The 19,656-nt window shown below is 68.8% G+C and carries 18 protein-coding genes; 13 read left to right on the top strand and 5 right to left on the bottom strand.

Annotated features, from left to right (window positions below; translation table 11 throughout):
- Nucleotides 1-107 precede the first annotated feature (107 nt).
- Genes ACZ7JZ_RS16020 through ACZ7JZ_RS16005 form a run of 4 tightly spaced genes read right to left on the bottom strand, consistent with a single transcriptional unit; the run spans nt 108 to nt 6,023 of the window.
- A complete protein-coding gene (locus ACZ7JZ_RS16020; RefSeq protein ID WP_470938926.1) occupies nt 108-587 on the bottom strand; it encodes a hypothetical protein in 480 nt (159 codons plus the stop codon).
- Nucleotides 584-2,740, bottom strand: a complete 2,157-nt coding sequence (locus ACZ7JZ_RS16015; RefSeq protein WP_470938923.1) for a hypothetical protein — start codon at nt 2,738-2,740, stop codon at nt 584-586. The genes ACZ7JZ_RS16020 and ACZ7JZ_RS16015 overlap by 4 nt, the downstream gene beginning before the upstream one ends.
- The gene (locus ACZ7JZ_RS16010) at nt 2,737-4,554 is read right to left on the bottom strand and encodes a hypothetical protein (protein WP_470938920.1); all 1,818 of its coding nucleotides are present in this window, start codon (nt 4,552-4,554) and stop codon (nt 2,737-2,739) included. Before ACZ7JZ_RS16010 ends, ACZ7JZ_RS16015 begins: the two co-directional genes overlap by 4 nt.
- Nucleotides 4,551-6,023, bottom strand: a complete 1,473-nt coding sequence (locus ACZ7JZ_RS16005; RefSeq protein ID WP_470938917.1) for a tyrosine-type recombinase/integrase — start codon at nt 6,021-6,023, stop codon at nt 4,551-4,553. Before ACZ7JZ_RS16005 ends, ACZ7JZ_RS16010 begins: the two co-directional genes overlap by 4 nt.
- Nucleotides 6,024-6,234: 211 nt before the next feature.
- On the opposite strand from ACZ7JZ_RS16005, the gene ACZ7JZ_RS16000 reads away from it, so the two are divergent.
- The 4 genes from ACZ7JZ_RS16000 to ACZ7JZ_RS15985 all read left to right on the top strand — a co-directional run bounded on the left by ACZ7JZ_RS16000 (nt 6,235) and on the right by ACZ7JZ_RS15985 (nt 10,187).
- Nucleotides 6,235-6,900, top strand: coding sequence for a M15 family metallopeptidase (locus ACZ7JZ_RS16000; RefSeq protein ID WP_470939177.1), 666 nt, complete (start codon nt 6,235-6,237; stop codon nt 6,898-6,900).
- 571 nt (nt 6,901-7,471) lie between these two features.
- Nucleotides 7,472-7,915, top strand: a complete 444-nt coding sequence (locus tag ACZ7JZ_RS15995) for a hypothetical protein (RefSeq protein ID WP_470938915.1) — start codon at nt 7,472-7,474, stop codon at nt 7,913-7,915.
- 130 nt (nt 7,916-8,045) lie between these two features.
- A complete protein-coding gene (locus ACZ7JZ_RS15990; protein WP_470938912.1) occupies nt 8,046-9,281 on the top strand; it encodes an MAB_1171c family putative transporter in 1,236 nt (411 codons plus the stop codon).
- Nucleotides 9,282-9,554: 273 nt separating this feature from the next.
- Nucleotides 9,555-10,187 (top strand): HAD-IA family hydrolase, encoded by a 633-nt coding sequence (locus tag ACZ7JZ_RS15985; protein WP_470938910.1) that lies wholly within the window; start codon nt 9,555-9,557, stop codon nt 10,185-10,187.
- A gap of 144 nt (nt 10,188-10,331) precedes the next feature.
- Here ACZ7JZ_RS15985 and ACZ7JZ_RS15980 read toward each other — a convergent pair whose 3' ends face one another.
- The gene (locus tag ACZ7JZ_RS15980; RefSeq protein WP_470938907.1) at nt 10,332-11,189 is read right to left on the bottom strand and encodes a helix-turn-helix domain-containing protein; all 858 of its coding nucleotides are present in this window, start codon (nt 11,187-11,189) and stop codon (nt 10,332-10,334) included.
- A 668-nt stretch (nt 11,190-11,857) separates the two neighbouring features.
- On the opposite strand from ACZ7JZ_RS15980, the gene ACZ7JZ_RS15975 reads away from it, so the two are divergent.
- The 9 genes from ACZ7JZ_RS15975 to ACZ7JZ_RS15935 all read left to right on the top strand — a co-directional run bounded on the left by ACZ7JZ_RS15975 (nt 11,858) and on the right by ACZ7JZ_RS15935 (nt 19,521).
- Complete coding sequence (locus ACZ7JZ_RS15975) at nt 11,858-12,898, top strand: hypothetical protein (protein ID WP_470938904.1); 1,041 nt, start codon at nt 11,858-11,860, stop codon at nt 12,896-12,898.
- Nucleotides 12,895-13,647, top strand: a complete 753-nt coding sequence (locus tag ACZ7JZ_RS15970; protein ID WP_470938901.1) for an ATP-binding protein — start codon at nt 12,895-12,897, stop codon at nt 13,645-13,647. Before ACZ7JZ_RS15975 ends, ACZ7JZ_RS15970 begins: the two co-directional genes overlap by 4 nt.
- 118 nt (nt 13,648-13,765) lie before the next feature.
- Entirely contained in the window at nt 13,766-14,449 is a 684-nt protein-coding gene (locus ACZ7JZ_RS15965; protein WP_470938898.1) for a WhiB family transcriptional regulator, read from the top strand.
- Entirely contained in the window at nt 14,446-15,621 is a 1,176-nt protein-coding gene (locus tag ACZ7JZ_RS15960; protein WP_470938895.1) for a DUF2637 domain-containing protein, read from the top strand. The genes ACZ7JZ_RS15965 and ACZ7JZ_RS15960 overlap by 4 nt, the downstream gene beginning before the upstream one ends.
- A complete protein-coding gene (locus ACZ7JZ_RS15955) occupies nt 15,618-15,797 on the top strand; it encodes a hypothetical protein (RefSeq protein WP_041662999.1) in 180 nt (59 codons plus the stop codon). Before ACZ7JZ_RS15960 ends, ACZ7JZ_RS15955 begins: the two co-directional genes overlap by 4 nt.
- A gap of 212 nt (nt 15,798-16,009) precedes the next feature.
- The gene (locus tag ACZ7JZ_RS15950) at nt 16,010-16,528 is read left to right on the top strand and encodes a plasmid mobilization protein (RefSeq protein WP_470939174.1); all 519 of its coding nucleotides are present in this window, start codon (nt 16,010-16,012) and stop codon (nt 16,526-16,528) included.
- Between the two features lie 4 nt (nt 16,529-16,532).
- Nucleotides 16,533-18,242 carry a mobilization protein gene (locus tag ACZ7JZ_RS15945; RefSeq protein ID WP_470938892.1) on the top strand — a complete coding sequence of 570 codons (1,710 nt, stop codon included), beginning with the start codon at nt 16,533-16,535 and terminating at the stop codon, nt 18,240-18,242.
- Nucleotides 18,243-18,510: 268 nt separating this feature from the next.
- Complete coding sequence (locus ACZ7JZ_RS15940; RefSeq protein ID WP_470938889.1) at nt 18,511-18,744, top strand: hypothetical protein; 234 nt, start codon at nt 18,511-18,513, stop codon at nt 18,742-18,744.
- 81 nt (nt 18,745-18,825) lie between these two features.
- The gene (locus ACZ7JZ_RS15935) at nt 18,826-19,521 is read left to right on the top strand and encodes a hypothetical protein (RefSeq protein ID WP_470938887.1); all 696 of its coding nucleotides are present in this window, start codon (nt 18,826-18,828) and stop codon (nt 19,519-19,521) included.
- Nucleotides 19,522-19,656: the final 135 nt, after the last annotated feature.

Below are 19,656 nucleotides of genomic sequence, written 5' to 3'. Positions count from 1 at the left end.
TCCCGGCCACGGACCGCCACAGACTCGCCTCTCCGGTCCGGCACGACGCAGCGACCGCGCCAGACGGCAAGCGACACCATCGCCACGGATCTGCAACCCGATGAAGCTCACGGCTTCCGAATCGGCCGGACTGTGCCGCTGGTCGCATCGGCGATCTGGCCGCGGAGGGTGGCCGCGTCCCCCTCCAGCTCGGCATTGCGTAGGGCCAGGACCTGGATCTGATTCGCATAGGTGGCGACGGTGGCCTTCAGCTCACGGACCTCCTCGGCCTTCTCCCGACGGAAATCGCGGAGCTCCTTCCGCAGCCGAATGACCTCGGCCTTGAGCTCGTCAACCTCTGGCCGCTTGGTACTGGGGGCGGCGAGGACTTCCTTGATGGCGCCGGCGACCGGGGACCGGTAGTAGGACGCTCGGGAGACGCCCGCCTCGGTGGCGATGTTGACCACGTTGACGGAGCCGTCGGTGATCTCTGGGCGGCCATCCAGCAGCTGCTCGAAGGCCCGCATGATGGCGCGGTCCTTGTCGGACAGCTCATGCTCGCGAGAGAGCCGGGCGAAGACGGTCTGGGTGGTGCGGGGACCGGTCACAGAGGGCTGCCTTCCTCGGCGTGCAACTCGGCGATCATGGCATCGAGGGTGGTTTCGAACTCTCGGATGGCGGCTTCCTGCAGCACCGGGACGCCTCGGATGTCCTTGAACTCCTCGTGAGCCAGATCGCGGGTGAGCCGCATCCGCGGAATATGGACTGCCGACCGGCGCGAGTTCGGGCAACTCAAGCACATGTTCAGCATCGGCAGCGGCTGCCGGACGTTCTTGGCCCGCTTGCCACACACGGCGGTCTCCGCGTGGTGGAAGCAGTCGTTGAGCGCGCCTGGGTGGAGGGTGCGGGTCAGGTGCCGCAGCATCGTCCGCAAGCGCTCTGAGCTTGCGACGGCCCCTGGCAGGTCGCCGAGCTCGGCCCGGATCCGGTCGAACTCGGCCTCGACCCGTTTGACGGCGCCGCCGGCTGACCGGCCGCCCTCGTTCCAGTCGTGGTAGAGATCCTCGACGTAGTCCAAGAGGGCGACGGCCTTGTCCGCTGCGACCTCGTCGGCGAAGCCGGAGGCTGATGTTCCGGCGTATCCCTCGAAGATCGCGTGGCTGGCGTGCTTGTACTGCCGGGTTCCCGCGACGAGGCCGAACGGCTGGTTGGCGATGTGCCAGGCGAGCGTGCGGCGGAACTGGCGTGTATCGAAGGCCCAGGCCAGTGGGTCCTCGTTCTGTTCTTCGTCGCTCTCATCACTGTTGGCGGGCTCTGATTCGGTGTCCAGACCCAGATCCTCCGCGGCCAGGGCCGGGATGTAGGACTCCTCTGGGGTGCTGAACAGAGCGTTCAGGTGATCGCGGAAGTTCTTGAGTCGTCGCGGCATGTTGGACAACAGGACGTAGTCCGAGGGCAGTCGGTATCCGAAGAGGTGGGTGGGGTCGTCGTTGATGAGCTTCAGGACCTCGACGGCCTCGTGGACGATGTCCAAGACCACCCAGTCGGCTTCATCGCCGGACATCTTGCGGTTCTTGTAGACGCGCCCGCGGATCTTGTATCGGGTTCGCCCGTCGGCACCGATCTCCGTGATCGCGCAGTCTCGTCCCAGCTCACGCACCTCCATGTCGCGCATGCCGGAGAGGTAGGCGATGACGATCCAGCAGGCGACACGCAGGTGCACGGTCTCCGCGTTCACTGAGGTGGGGCTGAACTCGGCTCGCCAGGGCTGGCCCGTGGCCGGCCACGGCGTCCGCGGAGTGGGAAGGCCGCCTTGTTCCCAGCCCAACTCGTTCCCGGCCCCCTTGAGGAGGTGCCGCAGGTGGTGGATGTGTCGGGTGCCGGTCAAGTGCCTGATCACAGCCAGGTTCGGGGCTTGGACTACTCCGTCGATCACTGTCGCGCCGGGCACGGTGTGAACATGCTCCAGAGGGAGGGCGGGCAGGCCGCGTCCCTCGGCCCTCCGCTGGGCGATGAATCGCTCGATCTTCGCGCGGGTGGGGCTGCCATCTCGGCCGAACGGCGCCGGCACCGGCTCGGCCTTCGTCGCCTCCGCCATGCGGGCAAGGTCGTCGCGGGCAGCCAGGATGTCACCGCTGGCGTACCGCACGTAGAACACAGCCGCGGCCAGGAAGGGCCGCATGATCTCTTCGGGGATGCGGGGCGTGCTGTTCTCGCGGTGGTTCGCGAGGCCCGAGATCTGCCTGGCGGTGCGGTAGGGCCAGGGCCTGAGGGTAAGGCGGTCGTAGGACAGGAAGGGGCCGAACTCGGCCAGCCGCTTGAGCGTGGTGACCTGGTCCTCGACCATGTTCGGGCCCGAGCGTCGCATGAGCGGGAGCAGGGCCTCCAGGTGTTCGCGGCGCACGTCCTGCAGCCGCTCAATCCCCACCGTGCGCAGGTTGGCCCAGACGCGTCTGAGAGTGTGGATCTCCTGGGGAAGATAGGTGGGCTTGACGGGCCAACGCTGGTTGCCGGGTGTTTCCCGCAGAACCGCGAATCCGTACTGCTGGGCGGTGCGCCGCTGCAGTCCCTCGTCGAAGACGAGGAAGTTCACCCGTCCGCGCCGCGTGGTCCGTGGCAGAAAGGGCCGCAGATCCCACACGTCGTCACCGAGCCGGGGCCCTCGGCTCGCCTTGCCCTTCGTGTACTTCTTCGGCAGGACGAAGTCATCCGGGGCCGGGCCGGGCTGAACCGGGAGCGAGGTCTCGAACGTGAGGGTCACCGGATCGTCTCCAAGAAGGAGGTGGGCAGGGCAAGCCGTGGACCGCCGGCCTCGGCGATCGCGCGAGCGGTGGTGATCTGGCGGGTGCTGAAGCGGTTCAGGACCCCGGTGGTGATGCGCTCGTGGGCCAGGCCGAACCGGGCCTGCCACTCGGGGACCGAGAACTCCTCGCGCTGGCGCTCGAGAGTGTCAAGCACCGACAGCACGGCCGGCAGGTGGCGGCTGGTGAACACCGCATTCGGGCACTCCAGGCACACCCACGGCGGGACGGGGCAGGCAGCCCCCTTCTTCGCCGCGTACGGCGAGGCGAAGAAGTCTCTGCAAGACGACAGCCACACGTCCGTTGCGCCGGACAACGTCTCCTGCACGACTTGGGGCGGCAGTTCTTCCTCGCCGTCGTCCAGCCGGCTGCCGTCCTCGTCCAGCACCACCGGCGGCGGCAGCGCGACGGCCAGGGCCTCAGCGAGCCCCGCCTCCACGGCCTGGTCGTGGATCTCGTCGTGGGCGGCGATGTCCGCGTAGTGCCTGGCCGCGACTTTGGGCGTGTGCCCGCTGACGAAGTCGGGCAGGATCCCTCCCGCGCGAAGGTACTGCCGGGATTTGAACGTCTTACGCACCCGACGAAGGTCCAGCGAGACGCTTCCGCCGTCGTGATCCTTCATCGCATCGATCTTGTGCGCTGCCAAGAACGCCCGCCGCGGAAACGTGTCCACCGCGACGGTTCGGGTGAATCTGGGGGCCAGTTCCCCCGTGGTTCCAGAGGGAGCCACCCACAGTTCCTCGGCTCCGATCATGTCCCGCGCTCGCTGGGTCAGCCGCAGAGCGAGACGGATGACACCGCCCGGGCTGCGGAGCGTGCCGCCGTCGCGCGCCCGCAGCGACTTGTTCTGAGCGCCTCGGGAACGGCGCTTGAGGTAGCTCACGGTGACGTAGCCGCGAGCTGGACTGACCAGGCAGTCGGCCCGCAGTTCCCTGATGGCCTCAGGCTCCAGGCCGGTCTGGCAGGCCAGGAGGACCTGGAAGCGGACCAAGTCCCCAGGGGTGAGAAACAGGCGGGAGTTCAGCGCCTTCATGCCGCCGTGGTCCCTGACACCGCGGATGGCGAGGTGGGCTGGCGTGAGCGGGCCGCGGTTCGCCAGGTACCAGCAGATGTTCTCCAGCCGGTCCCACCCGTGCCCCTCGGGGTCGTGGCCCCTCTCAGCGAGCCGCTCGCCTTCCAGAATCCGGTCCCGGATCGTGCCGAGATCCGACAGAGCCGCAGCCTCCAACGCTTCGAACACCGGGAACGGGTAGGCGTTCAGCGGCCTGGCCGCGACGCTCTCCTCCGACGTGTGCTTGGCGTTGATCCGATGGGCGAACTCCAGCTCGAACTGGCCCGGATGGGACTCATCGACCCTGCGAAGCATCCGGAGCAGCAGCAGCACCTCCGCTCTGGGCCCCTTGCTGCCGGCGGCGTACCGCCGCGTCAGGGCCTCCTCGAAGGCGTCGATCAGGCCCGGTTCCAGGTCGTCCAGCGCCAGCTCTCCATGCCCCTCCAGGGCGGCCGCGGTGAAGCGGACGAAGTCGCGGACCGTCTGCACGGCTTGCTGTAGCCGGGTTCGCTGTCTCACCCCGCCCCGGGTACCGAGTTCCTCGATCAGGGCACTCGCCAGGGGGCGGACCAGTCGAGGGTGGCCAAGATCGGACAGGTCCACCACCTCTTCCGTGCCCAGCACCAGCACCGGCACGGAGAACACCAGCGGCCCGACGCTTGGCACCGGCTCCGCAGGCGGCGGGGTGGCGGTCGCCGCGAACCGTACGCGCTTCGGGCTCACAGGTCAGCCTCCGGGATCTCCAGGCTGTCCAGGACGGCTGCCTGCTCGTCCCATTCGGCCAGCGCCGCCAGGACGATCTCCTGGGCCTCGTCCAGGACGTCCAGGTAGAGGTAGACCGTCTTCTCGCGACTGTGCCCGAGCAGCAGCTGCAGCTTGCGCATCGGATTGCCGATCAGCATCCGCTTGATCTGCGCCAACGTGAAGCGGCGGTCCTCGGCCATCCCCATCGCCCGGATCGTCTGACGCAGCAGCAGCCCCAACATGTGCACGGCGAACGTGTGCCGCAGGGTGTGCGGGTGCACGTCGAAGTCGAGGCCGAAGCTCGCGCACCGTTCATTCGCCCGCCGGAACGCGGACTGCCACGTCGAGCTCCTCAGCGGCTGCCCGCCCTCCCCCAGCCACAGCCACAGCGGGCCCAGCTCGCGACCGCGCGCGTCCACCGACACCAGCCGCAAGCGGTCCTCGTATCCGATGCCCTCGTAGGTCCAGGCTCGCTTGCGGCCCTCAACTAGCATCGCCTGCCGGGTCGAACCCACAACCCTGTGCCTGCCTGCCCAGGTGTAGCCGCCGGCCTGGCGCGTGCGCTGGACCAGCTCGTCACGCTCGATGGCGAGGTAGTGATGCAGATCGCGCACCACACGGCGGCGCGCGTACACCTTGCGGGCCTTCTCCCGCTTGGTCGCCGATTTGGACAGATGGAAGGCACCCTGGCCGTGGGCCAGCGACGGAACCTCGGGCACCAACAGGCACGACGCCTCTGTCAGCCGCATCCCCGTACACACCAGCAGGTCCGCGAACAGCGCGTTGCGCTCGCCGTTACGCCCTCGCCATTTCGGATCACGCCCGCCGTCCGGGAGGAAGCCGCGCAGCCCAACGTCTCGCCACAGCAGGTAGTCCTCGTACGGCAGGAAGGTGATCGGCCGGTCGCTCTGGCCCGGCTCCGCCTCGGCGTTCACCCGAACCTGGATGGGACCCTGCGGCGTCATCACCACCTTGTCGACGTACCGGAACGGCTCCTCGGCCAAGAGCTCCGCGTCCAGGGACCACGCCACCCACTTGTCGAGCGAGGCCAGCATCCGGTTCCAGGTGACGACCTCGATCCGTTCGTCGGGGTCCGCCGCGAAGAGTCGCGCCTGCTTGAGAGCACGCAGATCCGCTCCGGTCATCTCCCAGATCGTCTTGCCGCCCCTGCCTTCATGGAGGAATCGGCAGACGAGCGTCAGGTCCGAGCAGTACGCCTGTTGGCCGTTGGCCGAACGCACACCCCAACTCGGCAGGTCTCGGATCATCCGATTCAGATCCAAGTCGTAGGAGCCGTCCGGCCCGAGGATGAACCGCTGCCCCTCCTCCACACCGGCCCGGCGCAGGACCCCGGCGGCGTCGGCGCGGTCCACGGCTGCCAGACCCACGACGGTGCGATGCCTGTCAACCACCGCCTCGGCGACTGCTTCCTCCACGGCGTGGGACAAGCCGCTCTCCTGACCTCTGATGAGACACGTAGAGAGACCGCATAACTCCGCGATCTCTGAGACACCTCATCATGCCGAGATAAACTGCGGGACGCACCTGGTGTCCGTCGCTGACGGCTCCACCGCGGTCATGGTGACCGGCTTCAGCCTTACCGACCAGAGCGACATCGCGCCCCTCGGTCACTCCTACCGCGAGAACGCCGCGCCCTGGATGCGTATCACCCTCGCGCCCGGTCCGATCGTCCTGATGTCCGACCCTCGCGTCGCGGCCATCCCCGTCGCCGACTGCGGCGAGCCGCTCGTCGAGGTGCACGGAAGCCTGCTGGTCGACGATCGCCGAGCCGACACCACTGGCTCCTACGCGCATCTGCGCCGCGGCGTCCTGGAGCGGCTCATCCACGCCCAGTCGCTCCTGCCCGACGGGATCCGGCTGCTCTACGTCGAGGGCTACCGCCCGCCCGACCTGCAACGGCGCTACTTCGAGGAGTACACGGAAGAGCTCCGCGCGGCCAACCCGGCCTGGCCCCACGACCAGGTCCACCAGGCCGCCAGCCGGTACGTGTCCCCGCCGGAGATCGCCCCGCACAGCGCCGGCGCCGCCGTCGACTTCACCCTCGTGGACGCCGACGGCAACGAACTCGACATGGGCACGCGGGTCAACGCCAGCCCCGAGGAGAGCCACGGCTCCTGCTACACGGACGCCGCCTCGATCAGCCCCCAGGCCCGCACAAACCGCACGCTGCTGTCCGACGCCCTGTCCACCGCCGGACTGATCAACTACCCAACCGAGTGGTGGCACTGGAGCTACGGCGACCGCTACTGGGCCCTGGTGACCAACCAGCCAGCGGCCCTGTACGGGCCTCGAGCCCTTCACTGAACGGTCGCGTTCGTTCTCAGCCGCCACCGATCACGCCAGCACTCCTCGCTATCGCCCCCCACCTCGCCCTCCGCCAGGGTGGGGGGCGTCTTCACCGTAGCCCTCTCTTCACCGCCACTGCGGGCAAACCCTTGAAATCAAAACAACCCAAAGATCAATTGGCGCACTCCGCACTGGAATTCGATCTTGGAAATTCCGGATTGTGAGACTCTAACCCTTAGGTGACCTTCACAACACGCTGCCCCCGTATAGATCACGCTTACCTGCTTGTACGATCAGGGCAGCCAAGGTGCGGCGGCCGACCACCGCCCACCCTCATAGGCTCCTGGCTACTAGCGCCTCGTGTGGAAGTAAGCGGGACGAGGCTGGCAGAAATCACCTCAGTGGCATCGATGGAGCAACCATGCGTTGGCGTAGGGACTTTTGGCGACGCGCCCTCGTGGGGGAACGCAAGGGGCTGCTCGCTTGGCGCAGAGACCCCTCGCGGCGCGCCCTCGTAAAGGAATGCGAGCGACTACTCGCCGATCTCCCCATCCCCTCTCCGTTCAGCGTTGAGGCGCTGGTACGAAACATGGAGGAGGCGCTTGGGCGTCAGATTCGGCTCATCCCGATGGACGATCGGGATGGCGGCCTGGGTACGGCTTGCGGCCTTCGGGTCAAGGCACCTGGTTTCACCCTGATCATTTACCGCCGCCGCTCAAGCCGAAATCAGACTGTGCACATCATCCTTCACGAGCTCTCACATGAATGGATGGACCATGGCACATCCTTGACTGATGAGCAGATCAAGAAGTACGTCCCTAAGCGGATCCGCGAGGAAGTACTCCGCCGTTTCCCCGGGGCACTGGTCCAGGGGCGCGTAGATTTCGACAGCATCGAGGAAAAGCAGGCCGAGCTTTCGGCCTCTTTGATCAAGCGCCTGGGGCGGAGGCTGTCGGTCACGGGAGACGACATGGTGAGCCTTCTTGAGCATTCACTCGCCCACCCAGTCGCTCCACCGCGGCGTCGACACTAGTCTCTTTCGAGTTCCCAGCTCCGCCAGCTCCAGGAACTCCACAAGACCACCCACTCCACCTGTCGGAAACAAGGCCGAGATGGGCCGGCTTGATCGGCTCAAGGCTCGACCTGCAGACCCCCCTGGTTCCGTGTTCGACTACTTCAAATACCTGACTGCGGCCGTGATGACCATCATCGCCGTGTGGCGATTCCCCGCGGTGCGATACGGAGACGCGCACCGACGAGCCCTCTGGGGCGGTTACGCGGGATTCGCTGTGGCCCTGTGGCTGTACACGCCGGCGGCGATGGATGCGGTGGATCGCATCCCGGTGGTGGATCTGAGCGCGTTGCTCAGGCACTTCGCCAGCACGGCGGCGATCATCGCCGCCCTCACGTACGTCGCTACCAGCTACGGTAAGAGCGCGGAGGCGGTGGTGCCGCGGCACGTAGCCGTCTCCCGTTGGATCGCACGGGCCTCCTACAGGGCGGGGGCGGTGGGAGTCACACTGCTGACGGTGCTCTTCTTCACCGTCGTGGAGCGCGACAAGCCGAGCGACAACTTCCTGATCGATCACTCTGGACAATGGGGCACGGCCGTCTACATGACCGTGTTCTATTTCTTCCCTCTCGTCACAACGGCTGTTTGTGGCTACCAGTGGACGAGGGCAGCACGGCAGGCCGAGAGCACCAGCATGCGAGTCGGGCTGTGCTTGATGGGTGTGGCCATGTGGATGGGGCTGGCCCACACAATGGCCCGGATAACGATGCTGTGGGCAGATGTGGCGTTTCCGCTGAGCCCTTCCACAATGCGGCTGCTCGTTGACGCGACGTCGATGTGGATGAACCTTCTCTTCCTGATCGTCGCCGTCGGGGCGAGCATTCCAACAACGCGGGCAGCGGTGGCACGTTGGGAAACCTGGCGAACCCTGTACAGGATCTATCCGTTGTGGTTTGACCTTGTGGAGGCATTTCCGGGGACCAGCCTCTACCCGCCAGGTCGCCGCCTCTCAGAACTCAGGCACGTTCGAGTTCCCATCGAAGTCCGCTTGGACCGGTGGACGCAGGATATTGCCGACGCCTGCGAGAAACTGCGCTACTACGCACCGCCCGATCTGATGTTCGCCGCAGAGGATTCCACCGCCGCGCATCCAGACCCCGAGCTGGCAGCGGAGGCTTACTGGATCAAGGCCGCCTTGCAGGCTGCCGAGTCGACGCCGGCAAATACTCACGCGGCTGCTCCCCTGAGAGAAAAACCGTTCGTGGATACCGACGGCGAAGCGGCGTGGCTGGCACGAGTCAGCACGGCCTATTCACACGTCACCCTGGAACAAGCACAAGATCTTCTCCAGCGGTCGATCACGACTGAAGCGGATCCTCACCCATAAATCCCGCCCGCAGGCGACCGCAGGACTACTCTGCGTAGACAATGGCGATCATGGGGGCATCCGAATTCCCGCCCTGGCGGGTGATATTTCGCACCCATGCCTTGTGAACACGACTGGTACCGTGGTCGATGTGGACTGGAAGGTCCTTCCTCCACCCTGCAAATGCACTCCGGCCTGCGACGCTCTCCTGTTCCCGTCGCCACCCGTGGCCGGGCCGCGACCCTATCCGGTCCGGATGGGCGTCCGAAATCTCAGCAACCCTGGAGTTCTCGCATGTCCGCCAACCGCCCCAAGGGCCTCATCCTCGACTTCGGAGGCGTTCTCACCACCCCGCTGCTGCCCGCAGTGCTCGCTTTCGAGCGGCGCGAGGGCCTGCCGCAGGGCGCCTGCCTCACAGCGCTCTACAAGGACGACGAAGGCGTCCGGATCACCAGTGACCTGGAGCGCGGAGCGGTCTCCCAGGCCGAGTGGAACGAGTTCGCTGGCAAGATGCTCGGCGTCTCCCCCGAGGGGCTCATGGGCCGGATTTTCGGAGACCTCCGCCCCGAGCCCCTGATCATCAACGCGGCTGCCGCGGCACGGCGAGCCGGGATCAGGGTCGGCATCCTGTCCAACTCGGTGGGCTTGACGCCGTGGGACCTGTACAGCGGCTACGAGCTTGAGCGGCTGTACGACGTCGTGGTGATCTCCGAGCACCACCTTCTGCGCAAGCCCGATCCCGAGCTGTTCGAGATCACCCTCAAGCTGATGGACCTGCCGGCCGACGAGTGTGTCTTCGTTGACGACACGGTCGCCTACACCGAGGCAGCCGAGAAGCTGGGCATTACGGGCGTGCACAACCAGGACCCCAAGCAGACGGTGGCCGCCCTTTCCACGCTGTTCGGCGTGGACCTCGCCACGGCCTGATCCACCGGCCTGCCTGACATAGCCTGAAACGCGAAGGACTCTGGCGCCCCTGTAGGGGCGCCAGAGTCCTTCGCGTTTCAGGGCGCCTCGGCCCAGAGCGCGGGAGACCCAGCTCCAAGAGGGAGACCCAGCTCTAGGGCGGCCTTACTCCCCTTCCGGGGCCTCTGGCAGCTTGTGCCGCAGTTCTCCGACCACTTCGTTGATCTTGGCGATCATCTCGTAGGACAGGCCCTCGCCGTTGCCGCGTGCGGCCAGGCCCAGGATCTGACCTCGGCTGATCGAGCCGAGAAACACCAGCGACTCCAGGGTCTGGCGCTCGTCGGGGCCGATCTCGGCATCGTCGCGGAAGAGGCGCAGAGGGACCTGGAGGGCGTGGGCAAGGCCGGCGCGCACCGTGTCGGAAGCCTCTGTCGTCGCACCTGCGCGAAGACCGATGATGTCTTCGGTCGTCGTGACAGCTGTCCCGGCGTACTCGTTGACCCGTCGCGCGATCTCCTCGTCGGAGGGCGCTTCCTGCCCAATGTAGCCGCGCTGCACGAGATAGTTGATCTTTTCCCCAACCGTCCGAGGCGCGGCCGTGCCCGGGCGCAGCCCGAAAGTCACGTCCTGGGCCGCGAGCAGCTCCTCCTCGGTCACGCCGTACGCCTGCGCGAGCGGCTGCACGTAGACATCTTTCAGCCGGCGCTGGCCTCTCTCGGCGTTGCCCACCGGACCCCTGCTCGCGCCGGCGATCTCAGAAGCCTGCGCGATGGTGAGGCCGGCGTCGCAGCGAAGGAGCGCAAGGTCCGCGGGACCGTCGAGAGGGAAGAGATCGTCAAGCTGCCCGCCGAGAGCTTTGGCAAGCGCAGGGAGCTTCTCGCCCTTGGGGAATTCCCGGTTGTCCTCCCACCGCGAGACAGCCGGCGCCTGGACGCCTACCACCGCGCCCACTTCCGCCTGGCTGAGCTCTTTGGCCCGCCGGGCAGCACGGAAGCGTCTGCCGTCGAACTGACGAGGGGGCACGTGGTCTCCTGCAGGGTCGCGATACGGCCGGTGGGTGCGGCCTCTGGGGCTACTGTAAGCCAGGCTTGATGCATCTGGGAAACTAACGTAAGTTTCCGTATCGCACCTGGTGGCCGGGCCTCGCCCTTTCATGGTGCCAGCCCCGGGGAGGACCCTCCATGCATGTTGCTTCTGCGTCGCCGCGTGCGCAACGCGCCATCGGCACCGATATGAAGTCGTTGCTGAAGGTGGGGTCGCCGATCCGGCGCTCCATGGACGCCAGCTGGTTGGCGGGGCCTCACGGGAACTTGTACGAGGTTGTAGAGCTATGTCTAGACCTTTCGGCAACGTCCTCGTATGTTCGTCGTCGCTCGCCGGGCAGCCCGCCCGGCCCAGGGGGAATGGAGGGGGACCTGATGAACAGCGGCAGCCACAGCACCGGATAGACGGCAGAAACAGCGACGGCGCCTGAGAGAGGCAACTCTCAGACGCCGGACGCTCACGATGCTCCCGCCCAGGCAAGGGCGGAGATCACCTTCATCCGCACCGATCCTTCTCACGGGACCGCCGGTGCGGCTTCACTGCACAGGAGATTGTCGCATGTCTGCTGCCCAGCGCAAAAGACCAAGTCCCTCGGCCCGCGAGGCAACGGCCCCCACTCGCAACCCCGCCCGCGGGGGTGCTGCCTGATGGCCCGCATCCGCACCATCAAGCCCGAGGCGTTCGAGTCCGAGGACCTCGCCGCGGTCGGTGTCACCGCGATGGTCACCTTCTTCGGCCTGCTCACCCAGGCGGACGACTCCGGCCGCTTCCGCGACCACCCCGCGATCATCGCGGGACGGCTCTGGGCCCTGCGCGCCGACCACACACCGGCGAACGTGGCCATCGACCTTGAGCAGCTCGCCGAGGCCGGCCTGATCTGCCGCTACACCGGCTGTGACGGGCACTCCTACCTCCATGTGGTGACGTGGGAGAAGCACCAGAAGATCGACCGACCCTCCGCCTCGCGACGCCCGCGGTGCCCGGCTCACCAGGGCCATCAGAAGTGCGGCGCCTGCACGAAGGACGCCTGCCCGACGGCCGGGCCCACCCACAGCACGCTCACCACCCTCCCGCGCACTTCTCCGCAACCTCGTCGAATGCTCGATACGCAGGATTCCGCCACGCCCACGCCGCTCACGGCCATCTCGGAGGAGGCCGTGAGCGGCGGGCAGGTGCGGGTGAGCAGCAGCGGGCAGCCTGCCCGGGCCGACTCGGCACCGTCCGACGAACCCGCAGGTCAGGAGGGATTCGTGAACGATTCGGCGAAGCCTCGCGAGGGTGAAGCGGCTGGATCTAGGATCCTGGATCCTGGATCCTTCCCCAAGGGGGGCGAGGCCCCCGCACCGCGGACCAGCCCGGCGGGCACCTCGGCCAAGGTCCTGGTGGCCGAGTATGTGCGGGAGTCCGCACACAAGCCTCCGAGGGACGTCGTGGGGCTGGTCGGTCGCCAGGTGAAGCTCCTGCTGGACGAGGGCTTCGACCCGGAGGTCATCCGGAGCGCCCTGAAGCGGCTGCGCCTGAAGGGCCTGCACGGGAGCGTGCTGCCGAGCCTGGTCAACGAGGCACTGAACGCCGCGCGGTCTCCGGCCGCAGTCGGCGCCTCCGGCGCGGGGCCCTGGGCCACCGCCAGCCACCTGCCCTACCTCGACCCCACGTCCGAGCCGACCGGATTCGGAGGCCGACTGTGACCCGCTACCGCCTCGACGACCCGCAGCCGCCGGTGCCTGAGCGCCTGCGAGCCCGCCTGGAGGCCAAGCTCGCCGAGCGCGGGATCAACCCCGCCGCGGAGCTGCCGGACACCCCGGAGTCGATCCCGGCCCTGGAGGCCGCCCAGCTGCGCATCCCGATCGCCTACCGCGAAGCCCTGGTGGAGCACCCCGATGTCGCAGCCTGGGCGAGGAAGGTCTCCGAGAGCGCGATCGCCCCTTCCGCCGGCGGACTGAACCCGCAGTTCGGCACTGCCGGACGCCGACGGATCATGCACGGGCCGTCGCTGCTGCTCTGGGGGAACGTCGGAACCGGCAAGACGCACCAGGCGTACGCCGCGATCCGGGCCCTGACCGCCTCTGGGTGCGGGGTTTCCTGGCACGCGACGACCGCCGCCGACCTGTACGGCGATACCCGCCCGCAGGCTGGCGTGGACCTGGAGCACCAGCTCCGCCGGATCGTCCGGGTGCCGCTGCTACTCCTGGACGACGTCGGCGCGGCGAAGACCTCGGCGTGGACCGAGGAGGTCCTCTTCCGGCTGGTGAACTGGCGCTGCCAGAACCAGCTGCCGACGATCTTCACCACGAACCTGCCGCCGGTCCGCGACCTGGCCGACTCGCCCAGCCAGCCGGTCCTGCGTGACCTGGTCGGCGACCGCGTGCTGAGCCGTATGTCCGGCATGTGCACCCCGGTCCGCTTCACCGGCCCCGACCGCCGCTTCCGGCGCTGACACGCGCCTCCTCTCCTCGGCCCGCCGCCGCAGCCGGGCCCATCCCTCCGCCTCACCCCTGCCCCTCCGCCGCCACGCGGCGTCGAGGGAGGCCGAGGCGCACCCGAAAGACACCCTGATGCGCTACATCACCACCAACACCGGTCCGCAGCCGACCATCCGCTCGATCGCCGACCACAGCTGGCACTCCCGCGCCGCCTGCTACGGGATCAACCCCAAGGAAGCCGACCGGCTGTTCTTCCACGGCCCCCGCAACTTCCGCGACCGCCAGCAGGCCAAGCAGGTCTGCGCGGCCTGCCCCGTGCAGCGGGACTGCCTCAACTTTTCGCTGGAGAACAAGGTCGAGCACGGCATGTGGGGCGGCCTGACCCTCAAGGAACGCGCCGCGTGGCGTAAGAAGCTGGACAACCGCCTCGACTACGCCCGGGTGCGCGCCGCGATCAACGGGCGGGATGTCCATCTCAGCAGCGTGGAGCGCAAGGCGGTCGTTCGGTATGCCTGCGCCCGGGGCTGGAGCACGACCCGCCTGGCCCACGTCCTGGGCGTCACGGTCGAGTGGGCCCGCGACGTGATGAGCGAGGAAGCCCGCGCCATCGAGGACCGCGACCGGCACAACGTGCACGCTGACCCTGCCCCGGTCGCCGACGCCCAGGGAGACGAGTCGAGCGCGGCGGAACCGCCCCTGACCAGCGTCCAGGACGCCGACAGCCCCGACACCGGTCGCCCCAGCGACGAAGTGGTCCCGGTGGACCGGCACGTCCACGCCCCCGTCATCCTCGACACCTTCCGAAAGGCAGCATGACTCACCCTCACGACCCGGTCGGCCGCCCCGCGCAGAGGGCGGCTGAGCGGTACGTCCTGATCGCCGCAGGCGCCGTCATCCTGGCCCTGACGATCGCATCCTTCTGGCTGTCCTACGCTCACCTGGCCGAAGTCGCCGGCCAGCACGGACTGGGCAACGCCCGTGCTCGGCAGTGGGCGTGGCCGGGGACGGTGGATGCCTTCATCGTGACCGGCGAGCTGCTCATGCTGCGGGCAGGGCTGAGACGGGTCACGGACTGGTGGGCCATCGGCCTCACGGTCACCGGGTCTGTGGGCTCCATCGCCCTTAATGTGGCCGGCGTCCGCGGTGGCAGCGAGGGGGCGATCCCGGTGCTCGACTACATCGTCGCCGCTGTCCCGCCGACCGCTGCCCTACTGGCCTTCGGAGTCCTCATGCGGCAGATCCACCAACTCGTCGCGCCGCCGGACAGCGGTAATGGCGGGGCGGCCTCGGAGACCGGGACCGACACCGGGACCGACTCCGGGACGGGGACCGGGACCCACTCCGCGACCGGGACGGGGACCGGGACCGACTCCGACACCGGGACCGGGACCGGGACAGGGACCGACTCCGACACCGGGGACGGGACCGGGACCGACGCCGAGAGCGGGGACGAGGACGGGACCGGGACGGGGACCGACTCCGACACCGGGGACGGGACCGCGACCGACACCGACTCCGGGACGGGGACCGGGACCGGGACCGGGGACGGGGACGGGACCGGGGACGGGACCGGGGACGGGGACGGGACCGGGACCGGGGACGGGGACGGGACGGGAGCCGAGGCCAAGACCGGGACGGGGACCGACGCCGACACGGGCACGGGGACCGACTCCGACACCGGGGACGGGACCGGGACCGACGCCGAGAGCGGGGACGGGGACGGGACCGACGCCGGGACGGGGGGCGGCCAGGGGGCGTCACCGGGACCGGGAGGTCGACGCCCCAAGCTGACCGACGACGAGATCGTCGACCTGATCCGGCCCCACGTCCCGGACGCCCTGGCGCGGGACGGCAATGAAGCGGTCACCCGCGTACAGCTCCGGGGAATCATGCGGGAACACGCGATCCCGATCCGAAACGAGCGGCTGACCCCGATTCTGGCCCGCCTGAGGACACCACAGCCCGCCGCTGCTAGGAGCACCCGATGAATACATGCCCGAAGTTCGCCCGCATCCGGGCCAAGTACGAGCAGGAGACCACCTACCTGCTCAACCACGCTGCTCGCTCGACCACCAGGGGCAGCGCGGGGCTGGCCAAGAGCAGCAAGCACCGAATGGCACGGGACCTGTCCGGGCACGTCGCCCGGTGCCTCGAATGCGGGTAGTCCCGCGCCGGCAGGACTGCCAGTGACCCCCACCGCTCCGGATTCTGTCCGGAGCGGTCCCGCTTCCTCCCTGACTCAAGAACGCAGAGATCATGCCGGACTCGCAGGAACCGCCCCTCCCCTCGGTCAGCCAGCCGAGGACCAACTCGTCATCAGACGAAGCAAGTTATCGGCCAAGACACTCTTCCCCGTCGGGGAAGCGCGTCTTGGCCATGCCCGCCCCGGAGGGGGCGGGGGTGGTCCAGCACCGGGGGGTGCTGGACCACGGGGCGGCGACCGAGGGCGGATCGCAGCCGGAGAAGCTCGAGCCTCGCCGCAAGCGCCGTGCCACGAAGACCACTTCGCGCAAGCGCTCACCCAAGACCACCCCTGACAAGCGCGCCTACGTATGCAGCGTCCGTCTCAACGACGTCGAGAAGCAGCAGCTTGCCGACGCCGCCGCTGCCGCTCGTACGAGCCTTCCCGCTTTCCTCGCCCGTGCCGGCCTCGCCGCCGCCCGCAATCCGGAGTCCGCCGCCGCGTCGATCGCAGGCGAGCGCGAGTTGATCGCGGAAGTCTTCGCGGCCCGCCGGCACCTTGGGCAGGTCGGCAACAACGTCAACCAGATAGCGAGGGCCATCAACCTGGGCGACCGCCCGGCGGACGCTCAGCTCGACGCGGTGCTCAACGCCGTCCGCCGGGCGACCGAGCGCGTCCAGGCCGCCACCGACAAGCTCCTCGAAAGCCGCTAGGAACATGGTCCCGAAGATCCACAAGCGCGGGAAGCGCACCATCGGCCTGCTCTACTACCTGTACGGACCGGGCAAGGCCGAGGAACACGTCGACCCGCACGTCGTGGCCTCCTGGGACCACGCCGCTCCTGACCCCGGCCGCGACGGCGAGTCCACGTACAAGGAACTCCAGCAGCTCCTCGACCAGCCCCTCGCCCTCCTCACCGAGGCCCAGCGGGCACGACCGCACGTGTGGCACCTGTCCGTCCGCAACGGCCCCACCGACCGGATCCTTTCCGACGAGGAGTGGGGCGACATCGCCCGGCGCATGGTCGCCGCCGCCGGCATCGACGACCCCGACCAGGGCGCGGGCTGCCGCTGGATCGCCGTCCGGCACGCCGACGACCACATCCACATCCTCGCCACCCTCGCCCGCGAGGACGGCTACCGGCCCGACCTCGACCGCGACGCCGTCCGAGTCCAGGCCGAGGCCCGCCTCCTGGAACAGGAACTCGGGCTGCGCCGACTCAAGCCAGGTGACGGCACGGCCGCCCAGCGTCCCACCAGCGCCGAGCGGCACAAGGCCGTGCGCCAGGGCCGCGAGCGTACTGCCCGCGAGGAGCTGCGCGAGACCGTACGCCGAGCCGTGGCCGGTGCGGTCAGCGAGGACGAGTTCTTCGGCCGCCTGGCCGCCGCCGGCCTCCTGGTGAAGACACGCGTGGCCCCTTCCGGTGACCTCCTGGGCTACAAGGTCGCGCTGCCCGACGACCGCAACAAGGACGGTGAGCCCGTGTACTACCCCGGCGCCCGCCTCGCTCCCGACCTCTCCCTGCCCCGCATCCGTGAGCGCTGGTCCGCGGACACCGCCGCCCAGGACGGAGGCTCGGTCCAGCCGCTGCGTCCGACTCCTGCTGCCCCGGCCACGGCCCGGCGGGACACGGCGACCGTCGCCTGGCAGGCCGTCCTGGTCGTCGAGCACGGCGACGACGGCCTCGCCGCCGCACACATCGCCGCGGCCGGCGAAGTCCTCGACGCCCTCGCGAAGACGTCCGCCGCCCACACGCGCCGCGAACTGCACGAAGCGGCCTCAGTGTTCGAGCGTGCTTCCCGCTCACACATCCGCGCCGTACGAGGCCACGACCGCGCCCTGCGTCAGGCCGCCCGCGATCTCGTTCGCGGCGGGCCGGCCCTCGGACGCGGCGAAGACGGCGCGAGTACGGCCATGGCGATCGACATGCTGTTCTTCCTGGTCACCGCTGCTGCACACTGGCACTCAAGGAAGGGCCACGCGCAGCAGGCCGACGCCGCCCAGCAGGCCGCCGAGCACCTTCGCGCCGCCTACCGCGCCGCCGCTGGCCACCCGCTCGCCGTGCTCCATCAGCGAGGCCGACGCCTCTCCCGTCCCCTGCTCCTGCGGCAGACCGCCGTCCTGCGCGAGGCGGTCCCCCACCTCGCCGAGCACGTCCTCACCGAGGAGGGCTGGTACGCCCTGGCGGCCACGCTCGCCGAGGCCGAGGCCGCGGGCCATGACCCCGGTGCCCTGCTCGCCGACGCTGCCGGCCGCCGCGAGCTGGGCACAGCCGAGTCGGTCAGCGATGTCCTCGTCTGGCGCCTGCGCCGCACTGCAGGGCTCCCCGCCGACGCGACCGGCATGCCAGGCACTGGCCGGCTGGGCAAGACGCCGTTCAAAGGAACGGCTCCGGACAGGGAACGGCGCGACCGTCGGCGCCGGTAGATGGTCAGCCCTCCACCACGGCGAGCAGCAAGCAAGGAACACCGCGCGGACATGACATTGGCATATCCAAGAGTTGAAGCAGCCTGGCGCTGCGCGGCACTATCGCCGTCCGACGAACGCCGTAGGAGGGGGAGACATGTTCGGACGCAGACGTGTGACTCGTCAGCAGCGAGGAGCGTGGAAGTGGGCGGAGGACGTGAGCACGACGCACGTCGACCCCCCACTCAACGCACCTGCTGTAGTGCGCCGGGAGGTGGAAGGGCTCCTGATGACGCACCCCCACCCCTTGGTCGTCGACGGTGACGTGCGGGCCTGCGGGACGTGCGGGTCCTACCGCGGCTGGGTCGTGATCAGCATCCGCGACGAGGTGTGGCTGCGCTGCCCCGCCGGCCACGAGCAGCACGAACCCGGCCTCGACACCGCCTGGTACGACCGGCACAGCGGGCCCGTCACCCAGCGGCACGACACCTACAACGACGGCCTGCGGGACCTCGGCCACTAACCCACCCCCGTACGATCCCGCCGGAGGAGAGCCCGCTTCGGGCCCGGCGCCGTCAGACCCCCGACCACGGAAGGACCCACCGTGCACCGTCGTGCCTCCGCTGCTCTGTCCCTCACCGCCCTCGTCACCCTCGCCGTCACGGGCTGCGGGAACGACAGCTCCACATCCGCTCCCTCCGATGCAGCACCGGCCGCCACAGCGAAGCCGACTCCCACCACGGAACCTGCCGCAGGCCCGCTCACCTCGGCGGCTCTCACTGCGCGGCTGCTCGACGAATCCGACCTCGGCCAGGGCTACACGCGCCAGGCGAAGTCCGACAACAGCGAACGTGACGATGTCACCGTGATCGGCTGCCCGGCGCTGGAGAAGCTCGGCGGCACCGGCGCCGCCGGCGGAGAGCTGGACTTCCCCAACAGCGCGGAGGTCACGTTCTCCTACGCACGTGGCTCGGGCTCCGAGGTGGCCGAGGAGCTCTACAGCGACACCGTCGACAAGCTGGGCCCGAACACCAGGACCGTGTTCGAGGCCATGACGGGATGCCCGCTGTACCAGGTCGTCGTGGGCGACGCCCCGATCGCCGTCGCGACCCAGAAGCTGCCCGCTCCCGCTCTCGGCGACGAAGCCTGGAGCCAGCTGCTCACCTTCACCGCGGGCGGGCGCGACACCGTGATGAAGCAGACCGCCGTGCGCTCCGGTTCCGTCCTCGTGGTCCTGTCCGGGTCCCCCGCCCTGGTCGATACGCATCTGACCCGGGCGGTCGACAAGGCTCGAGGCTGACCGAGCCGAAACGATGACGGCCCCTGGGCTCCGCATTCGGAGCCCAGGGGCCGTCATCGTTTCCGTCGGGGATCTCAGCCGCAGGTGCGGCGACGGCGCTCGCCGTCAGTGATCACCTTCGCCGTGGCGGTGTGA

The sequence above is a fragment of the Streptomyces sp. NPDC038213 genome (assembly GCF_055600495.1).
Note: the sequence above shows the minus strand (reverse complement) of the source record. Positions and strands in the feature narration are given on the sequence as shown.